The organism is Ruoffia sp. FAM 26254 (assembly GCF_045528545.1).
Classification (GTDB): domain Bacteria; phylum Bacillota; class Bacilli; order Lactobacillales; family Aerococcaceae; genus Ruoffia; species Ruoffia halotolerans.
In genome coordinates, this window is the sequence record NZ_JBGQQY010000071.1 from 1 (window position 1) to 8312 (window position 8312).

The 8312-nt window shown below is 29.8% G+C and carries 8 protein-coding genes; all 8 read right to left on the reverse strand.

Annotated elements, in window-relative coordinates; all coding sequences use genetic code 11:
- A partial coding sequence (locus ACEN3Z_RS11155; protein ID WP_407090915.1) for an MATE family efflux transporter occupies window positions 1-781 on the reverse strand: 781 nt, incomplete at its 3' end.
- Between the two features lie 173 nt (window positions 782-954).
- The gene (locus tag ACEN3Z_RS11160; RefSeq protein ID WP_087059222.1) at window positions 955-1272 is read right to left on the reverse strand and encodes a hypothetical protein; all 318 of its coding nucleotides are present in this window, start codon (window positions 1270-1272) and stop codon (window positions 955-957) included.
- Window positions 1273-1373: 101 nt separating this feature from the next.
- Window positions 1374-1628 (reverse strand): hypothetical protein, encoded by a 255-nt coding sequence (locus ACEN3Z_RS11165; RefSeq protein WP_087059220.1) that lies wholly within the window; start codon window positions 1626-1628, stop codon window positions 1374-1376.
- 348 nt (window positions 1629-1976) lie between these two features.
- Entirely contained in the window at window positions 1977-2486 is a 510-nt protein-coding gene (locus tag ACEN3Z_RS11170) for a hypothetical protein (protein ID WP_192978342.1), read from the reverse strand.
- Between the two features lie 111 nt (window positions 2487-2597).
- Window positions 2598-4328 (reverse strand): hypothetical protein, encoded by a 1731-nt coding sequence (locus ACEN3Z_RS11175; RefSeq protein ID WP_087059215.1) that lies wholly within the window; start codon window positions 4326-4328, stop codon window positions 2598-2600.
- A gap of 234 nt (window positions 4329-4562) precedes the next feature.
- Entirely contained in the window at window positions 4563-5942 is a 1380-nt protein-coding gene (locus ACEN3Z_RS11180; RefSeq protein WP_087059213.1) for a hypothetical protein, read from the reverse strand.
- 1003 nt (window positions 5943-6945) lie between these two features.
- Window positions 6946-7536 carry a hypothetical protein gene (locus ACEN3Z_RS11185; RefSeq protein WP_192984454.1) on the reverse strand — a complete coding sequence of 197 codons (591 nt, stop codon included), beginning with the start codon at window positions 7534-7536 and terminating at the stop codon, window positions 6946-6948.
- A gap of 14 nt (window positions 7537-7550) precedes the next feature.
- A partial coding sequence (locus ACEN3Z_RS11190; RefSeq protein ID WP_407090916.1) for an MATE family efflux transporter occupies window positions 7551-8312 on the reverse strand: 762 nt, incomplete at its 5' end.

Genomic DNA, 8312 nt, shown 5'->3' on the forward strand with positions numbered 1-8312 from the left:
ACATTACACTCATTATCATAGAAGATGCACCAAGTCCTAATATTTGTTTTATTATTTCCTTATCTCTATTAAATGAAAAAACTCTAGTTTTAAAAGAAGAAAATCCTCTTCCAAAATAAATAATGTTGACTAGGGAATAGACACCCATACCTATATTTGTTCCCCATGCAGCTCCCTCTACTCCAAAATCTAAGATAACTATAAATATATAGTTTGCAATGACATTTACTATTAATCCTGAAGCCATCATTATAGCTGCTGATTTCATCTTTCCTTCAGCCCTTACTATCATATTTCCTGCTAACCCATATACCCAAAACAACGAGCCAAGTATAGTAATCCTAAAATAACTATTTCCTATATCTAAAGTTTGTCCTTGACCACCCATTATCTTTATCAACTGAGATGAAAAGACAAGTCCTAAAACCATAAAAATAGCTGTTATGATTAATGAAAGATAGTTTACATTGCCTATTAACCTATCTTGTGTCTTCTTGTCATTTTTACCTAAGGCGATGCTTAAGGCTGACCCCGCACCTACTCCTATCAATGAACCTAAACCAAGGCTTATTTGCGTAAGTGGATAAGCAAATGAAACTCCAGCCAAGGCAGTTTCTCCTACAAAATTACCAACAAACACACCATCTATAAAGGCATTTAATCCATATAAGATCATAGCAATTACCGCTGGCCAAGATAATTGAAACATGACATTCCACATGTTGCCATTTAGAGTAAATTCTTTTTGTTTTCCTTTTCTTTTCTTTAATGTCCTATTCATCTGAAACACTCCTTTTTATTTTAAATAGTTTTCAAGGCACTATTTGAGTTTGTCTTAATTAGTATTAAGACAAGCTGGCACTTTCAAAATTATAAGCTATCCAGCGACGCATAAGATAAATAGTATGCAACATATTGTTCTTCTAAAATACTGCTTATTATAAGCAGTATAGATTATTCTTTGCTTATTTTGTTATTTCTATAGACAAAATATCCACAAGTAATATAAAATATTAGGAGAACAATTCCTATCGTCATTTCATTGATAATTTGTCCCGTTTCTTGTGTCCCCATATAAATTATATGGATTGCAGGTAATGCTCCCAATAAACTACCCCAGGATATATTCTTATTTAGAATAAAGCCACTAATAAAGAATAAAGCTAACCAAACTACAACAATGGGTGATATAGCTCCAATATTGGTAATTGCTACTACTCCATAAAGAATTGTAAAAACAATAGCTGGTACATAAAATATAATTTTCTTCATTTTCACTCCTCCAGATAAATACTAATAATATTTGTGACGCTTTTTTTAGTTAGGTATAGATATTTAGTATGATACGACATATTTTATATGATGCGAAGTGATTACTCTTTAATATAATTAAAATGTCTAATCTGATTTTTATCATCAAATGTGCTATTAAAAGGTATCAAATCATTTGAATTAAATTTTATATAATCACCTTCATATTCACCAAAGCCAAATTCTAATCCAGTATTATTAGGATATCCGTATAAGTAACATATAACATCATTATCTTTAAGAAATACTATCTGATTCATATTCTCGTTTACAGTTTCACTTATATTGTCCCATTTATATCCAACAACCTCATACACTCTCTCCTTTGATACATATGGCCTAAAGCTGTACATCACATCCCAATCAAAAGGTGTCCATTGGGATAAGTCATCAATAACAGCAGTACCACTTATAATATCAAATGAGTGTCTTAATTGTTCAGCATTTTCATTAAACTATCTTTTTTAAGATAGTTTAATGAAAATAATATCGCAATGCTTATTGTTATAATCACAATCCATATATTCTTGTTTTTCTTCTTAATGAAATAAACCTCCCTTTAATTATGAATTAGTTGAACATAATTCTACTAATGTTCATCAATTTATAGTTTTGAGTTTTACTCAATTCTTATTGTGTCAAACTCATTTTTTTGTAATATGTAACTATTTTTTTCTCTTAAATATATGATACCATTTATTTTCTTTTTCTTCTTTCTCTTCTTTTTTTTCTTCTAATTCTGACTCTAACATCTTAATATTATTTATATTATTTAGACTTAATCTTTGTTGCTGATCTAGTAATGTTTGATTTTTATCTAACTGATTTAATAAGTTTTCATTCAGTTTTGATAGTTTTTTATTTTGATCTCTTTCATGCTCCAATTGATCTTTTAATACCTCAATTATATCATTTTCAGCTTGTTCATTTGCTTGATCTTTAGTAGTACTAGCTTGTTCATTAGTAGTACTAAAGCTTGTTCTTAGTACTACTCCAAAATCTTCTGCTAAACTAACTAAAGCTTGATAATCGTACTCTAAAGGATCAGTTTTATACTCCCTATCATCTTCGTTAATGGCTTGTATATCAAGCTTTATTAGCCTTCGCCTTACATTTTGCCTTGCCTGATTTAATTCTTCTGATAGCTCTGTAATAGTATATATTTGCTTGTTCATCTACCCACCTCTTTAGTAGTACTCTAGTAGTACACCTAGTACTACTCACTATATAACAATTTTACGATTATACCCAGTTATTTTTATACTTTATTTTTCTTTTTTTCTTGTTTATCGGCTCACACCTCTTGATTTTCTCTTTGCCTTATCTAGTTTTTCTTTTTTATTACGGTCAATTTCTTTTTGAGTCTTTTGTAATTCTCCGATAGAAAAATTAGGCTTTTCTTTTCTTTCTTCATTTATTTCTTTTGCTTTTATTTTTGCAGAAGCTATTCTTTCACTCATAGAAGTTTTTTCTTCTTTTCTATTTTTTACAAGTTCAGGGTTTTTCAGTTCAAATATTCTCTCTTTTAATAAAGATCTTAAACCTTTTATTTCTTCTTCATGATCTTTATTTAATTGTTCTAGTCTATCAATTTTATTATAAGATTGTTTTTCTTCTTTATAGAGTTCATTTTCCTTATTCTTTATTCTGTTTATTTTAGATTGAATCTCTTTCTTCATACTTTTGTGCTTATCTATATCAATGCTTCCAACTTTATTTTCTAAGCTTTCTAATTTCTCTTTAAGTTCATCATGCTTAAGACTTAAAGGTTTTTCTTTTAATATTTCGTAAAATTTCAATTTTTTATAGTCTGCTTCTACATCTTTTAATTCTCTTTTAACATATTTAATTTCTCTATTCATATCTTCGTATCTATCAATCATACTTTCATGCTGTCTAACTTGCTTCTCTGCTTCTTTATAACTAGGTAATTGTTCTCTTTGATCTCGTACATCAGTAGCTTTTTCAAGTTCATTTCTAATTTCAGCCTTATTTTCTGCAATACTATAAGTTAAGTTATTGATCTTCTGATCTGTCTTATCTTCTAAAGACTTAATTTCTAACTCTAATGCTGTTGGCTTTGGTTTAAATACTTCTTTGATTCTCTCTAATTTCTCTCTAACATAGGCTTTAACTTCTTCAACACTCTCTTTAATAATTTCAATCCCTCTGCTAGAGATACTTTTAGTCTTGCTATTTTCTTCTTTAACTTGCTTCATAATACTTTCTTTTCTTATAATAGCCATTGTCATTGGCATAAGCTTTTCATCTACTGCATTAACTATCTCTTTGTTATATTCTCGCCTTGCCTTGTTGCTTTGACTAACCTTATCTTTATAATCTTTACTTGCTCCCTTGTAAAGTTTTGCTTGAGGTAATTCGATTCTATTATCAAAAACTCTTGATTTAAAATCATGCTTATTTAATATTTCAGCTAGTTGTTCTTTTATTTTTTCATTGTATTCTATGCTTTTAAATTGAGTATCTTTCTTAGAAAACTGATCTGTATACTCTATTTCTCCCTCTTTATCGTATTTAATATCTCCCTTATGCTTTGTAATAACAGCATTGGGATCTTTCTTGCTGGACATCTTCCCTTCTTCATAATTATAATAATAATCTCTTTTATATCTTTTTGGCTCTTTCTTTTGTCTTTCTCTTTCGGAGTAAATAATATGAGCATGAAGATTTGTTTTTTCTTTGTTCCAGTGGACTGCATATTCAAAATCTCGATTGTCTCCTAAGAGATTAAAAGAGTAATCATCAACTACTTCTTTTAATTTTTCTCGGTCTTGATCTAGTTCATTTGGAAGGGCAATAATTATTTCTCTGCCTTGAATATTTTCTTCTTTATTTTTTCTATTTTGCTTTTCATAGTCTGCATATTCATTCCAGGAGTGGATCATATTTTCCTGGGAATGCAAAACGATATGTTCTTGTCTTTGGTTGTCGGATATATATTGACTTCGACCGACAACATTTTTTAGCTTGGTTTGCCTTGCAAATGCTTTTGCCATTTCTTTACTCCTTTCTCTTTTATAAGCATAAAAACGATAGGTTTTCTATGCTTATAATCTAGCCTACAAAGTGGCTAGATTATTCTTTTGCTTTTAGCCCACGGCAGGTGCGCAATAGTTATAGGTACTATAACTAGGTATTTGCGCTTTCCTTCGTAAAGAAAGCTTTAAAACCTTCTTTTTTGTATTATATTACTTATTCTTTTCTCTTACAAATTATCTTTTTAAGAGAACTCAATTTTTCATATACTTATATACAGTTGGTCTACTAATATTTAAAGCTCTAGCGATTTCTGTTGGATTATCATTAGGATTTTCTTCAATATATTCTTTTACAAGACTTTCCTTTGTCCCACTACCTTTTGGACGACCATTTCCTTCTCGCCAATTTTCATGGATAATATCCCTAGTAGATCTTGCAATCTGTAAATGCTGTTTTTGAGTTCTGTAATTCCTTTTATTTCTTTCAATTCTTATATCTGTAAGTTTCTCTATATCATCAATAGTAAAATTATAATATTCTCTATGATAAACTTCCAAAGCAGTATATAAATCCTCTTTAGTTAATGGATTACTATGTTCTATATCTTTAAGCTCTTCAAATTTTTCATTCATATCTTCTTCCACTTCTTCTTTAGGAATATTGCACTTAAACGCATAGATAACCATGCACATTAAATAAAAATATCTGTGTCCACCCTTAACCTTATAGCTCTGTTTTAGCCACCAATCATAAAGATCTCTCTTTATATCCCACTTTTTAGCTCTCTTATCTCCTTTAACAATAACTCTTTCATACCATTCAGGAAACTTCTCCCTAGCTTCTTCTTTACTATATTGACTAGGTCTAAACTGTCTATTTACATCAACCATATTCTCTTTTACATCTACATAGGAATTTACATAATCTAAAGATACCTTATCTCCAATTTTAAAAGCTATTACTGGAAGATTATACTTATCATTTATTGAGCCAACCATTCTAAAACCTTGATTAATTGACTGGTATTGAATCTGCTTCTCTTTGGAAGTTGCTTTATATTCCCACATTTTAAAAGTTAAATCATATTTTAAAGCTTTCATTTGAAGCTTAATGTTTGGATATAAAGCAACTGGTCGATCAAATACATAGTAAATGTGTAGACCTGTACCACTCATAACTATAAAGGTCGGCTCTGGAAGTGTCCTAAGACCTGGCTTCTTACTCATTCTTAGCAATAAATTTTCAAGCTCATTTTCTCCTACTGAATCAAGATCAAATACTAAAGCATTCATCTGCTGGGCATTCTCTAACCTATTCTTTTTATCTCTGTAAGCTAATCCTGAACATAGTGTCTTATGATTACACTCTACATAGTTCATATAATCATCTTCCCATGTATCATTAAGCATGATTCTTCTTCTATAAGTCCTATCAGGATCTTCTTCTTCCTCATCTCTATACAAATATATAGCGTTAGGCTTTGAGTAGTTTCCTGATAACTCTCCTAGGTTCTGGTTATCAGGAAATATATATCTATAAAAATCATATCCATTTACTTCTTGATACCTACTACTTAATATATTTCTAACCACTTCATAATTACCTTTCTTATCCTCTATATTATTGGACATATAATTCTACCTCCTACTCTCTGCTTTATTAATAAAAATCAAAACCTTAAAAAGAACACTAGGGGGACTTAGATTATCAATATATATTATTTTACACTTTTAGTATATCATAATACTTTATATTTTTCAGTTAATAATATAAATATCTACTCTCTACTTTATTAATAAAAATCAAAACCCTAAAAAGAACACTAGGGGGACTTAGATTATCAATAAATATTATTTTACACTTTTAACTTAATTAATAGTCAAGGTGGAGATGTTAAAAGTTTGTCTTTTTAAAGTTTTAAAATACTACCTTTACTATTAGCTATAAAACACACTAAAACAAGGCTTCAACCATTAGTTGAAGCTCACTCTCTGTAAGTGTGGGTGAATGCTTTAGCAGAGGGCAAAGCCCTAATATAAGTTTTAGGGGTGTTAGCACCTTTTTTAAAAGGGGTCTAAGATCTTCTGATGTTAAACCACTCACTAAATAAACTAAAGGTAGTATTTTTAGAAAACCACTAAAAATCTCCACCTTGATTTTATTTTTTTATTTGCTCCTTTAAAAGTAGGCTAAAGCATACAGAAAACATATAAATTCCTATTTAGCTTTAGCCTTGATAATTATAGCAAATAAAACCATTCCTTAGCTTGTCCATGAGCTTTAACTTAATCTTATAAGGCTTAGCACCAGAAAACATACAAAACCCCTTAGAATCGATTTTAGAGCCTTGATATGCTTTTATTTAATATCTTATTTAATCAAATTTTAAGCTGATCTCTTAGTTTTACGAAAGTGTACTAAATTAACCCTTAAGACAAACTCAAAGAATAAAAAGAAAAAAAGACAGAGCAGTAAACCTACTCTATCCTAGTTGTATCAATCTTTATAGCTATTTTTCTGAATTTGTCATAATTGCATTTAAGACAAACTGGAATAATATTAAATTTTACAATAATTAAAACTATTAAATCTTTTTATTCCAATAACTTGGTCCTCCATCAATAAAAATATTACTTATTTTACAAAATCCTTTATTGAAGTTTTATACTCTTTATTAAAATAGTCTTGCAGTATTGCAATATCTGCTTCTGTATTTTTAACTGCGTTATCCCATCTGTCTGCATCTTTCATACTTTGAGTTGAGTCTTTTCGCTCTTTATCTTCAACTTTTGTAAGTACTTTATTGGTTAAATCATAATAGTAATAGTATCCGTTTCCCATAGCTGAAACAAAGTAATACTTTTCAAATGTATTGTCTTTAAAATTGAAAGTATAATAATCTACTCCTTCATTCCCAGCTAAATCAGTTTTAATAAATTTAGCAGTATTGTTAGCGTTATTTATAATGATTTTAACTCCAAGACCATCAAAAGGTGAATTTTCTGTATCTAAGTATGTTAAAATTCCATTATCATTTTTAAATTTATTTTCTTCTACTTTAGGCTCTTCCTTTTTAGGTTCTTCTTTTTTAGGTTCTTCTTTCTTTGGCTCTTCTTTTTTAGGTTCTTCTTTCTTTGGCTCTTCTTTTTTAGACTCTTCTTTTTTTGGTTCTTCTACTTTCGGTTCCTCAACAGTTGGTTCTTCTTTTTTAGCACACTTTAACAAATTTATATCTAAGCTTATCTTTCTAGCTCTAGAGCTATATTTTTATTCTTTAAGTGTCTTATCTCCTTTTGGACCTCTCTCAGCTTACTAAACTCCTTTTTAACCCAAAGGCTTGTCCATACTACTATAAATATATCAATTCCAAGTGCTCCGTAGTAAACTCCAGCTACTCCCAATATTCTAGGTAAAAAAATCATGACCGGTATATAAAATATCACTTGCCTTACTATGCCAATTATAGCTGCTGGTTTGCCCTTGTCTATAGAAGGGAAGAACGTCATCCCCATAAATACTAGAGACAGCATTGGTATTATTGACATTTGAAGTCTAAAATACAGTAAGTTTGTAGCATTTACAATTTCATTTGAAATTAAACTTAAAACAAAGTCAGGTCTTACCATAGAAATAAACCAAAATGGTAGTGTAAGGGTAGCCGCTGCAATTGCAAAAGTCTTGTAGCCACTTATTACACGTTCATATTTACCTGCTCCATAATTGATACCTGTTACTGGTTGTAGTGCTCTCATCAATCCCATTATAGGTGTTAAGGATAAAGTGAAAATGCGAAAAGCCGCCCCATAAAATGCAATATCTTCTATTGATCCATATTTAGATATGGCATTTAGAACCACTGCCCCCTGCACCACAGACATTACACTCATTATCATAGAAGATGCACCAAGTCCTAATATTTGTTTTATTATTTCCTTATCTCTATTAAATGAAAAAACTCTAGTTTTAAAAGAAGAAAATCCTCTTCCAAAATAAATAATGTT

Bases quoted from the DNA above. Each gene is read 5' to 3' on its own strand.
- ACEN3Z_RS11160 (WP_087059222.1), bottom strand. From the start codon at position 1,272: ATGAAGAAAATTATATTTTATGTACCAGCTATTGTTTTTACAATTCTT.
- ACEN3Z_RS11170 (WP_192978342.1), bottom strand. From the start codon at position 2,486: ATGAACAAGCAAATATATACTATTACAGAGCTATCAGAAGAATTAAAT.
- ACEN3Z_RS11175 (WP_087059215.1), bottom strand. From the start codon at position 4,328: ATGGCAAAAGCATTTGCAAGGCAAACCAAGCTAAAAAATGTTGTCGGT.
- ACEN3Z_RS11180 (WP_087059213.1), bottom strand. From the start codon at position 5,942: ATGTCCAATAATATAGAGGATAAGAAAGGTAATTATGAAGTGGTTAGA.